This is a genomic window from Cognatundibacterium luofuense, from assembly GCF_018139685.1.
GTDB lineage: Bacteria > Pseudomonadota > Gammaproteobacteria > Burkholderiales > Burkholderiaceae_D > Undibacterium > Undibacterium luofuense.
Genome location: NZ_JAGSPN010000411.1, coordinates 1 through 331, shown reverse-complemented (window position 1 = coordinate 331; position 331 = coordinate 1). Strand labels below are relative to the sequence as shown.

General features: G+C 52.6%; 1 protein-coding gene. It reads left to right on the top strand.

All coding sequences use genetic code 11. The features are described 5' to 3' along the window. Positions 1–279 (top strand): NAD(P)-dependent oxidoreductase (locus KDM89_RS20995; protein WP_268977913.1); only part of this gene is annotated, 279 nt, incomplete at its 5' end. Between the last annotated feature and the right edge of the window lie 52 nt (positions 280–331).

Genomic DNA, 331 nt, shown 5'->3' with positions numbered 1-331 from the left:
AGTCTGATTAATTTTGCACGTGGTCCCATCGTGGTCGAACAGGATTTGCGCACAGCGCTGGATGCCACGCATTTGCAGCACGCGGTGCTGGATGTGTTTGCGGTCGAGCCGCTGCCGCCGGACAGCTGGCAGTGGACACATCCTGCTGTAACCGTTCTGCCACATTGTTCTGCACCGACGGATAAAGAGAGTGCGGCACAGATAGTCGCAGGCAATGTAAAGCGTTATCGCGAGCAGGGCTTGTTGCCTGCAGGTGTCAACAGACAACAAGCTTACTGACCATCGGTGTCAGTCAATGTTAGAATAATGTAAATTGGAAATACCAATTGCC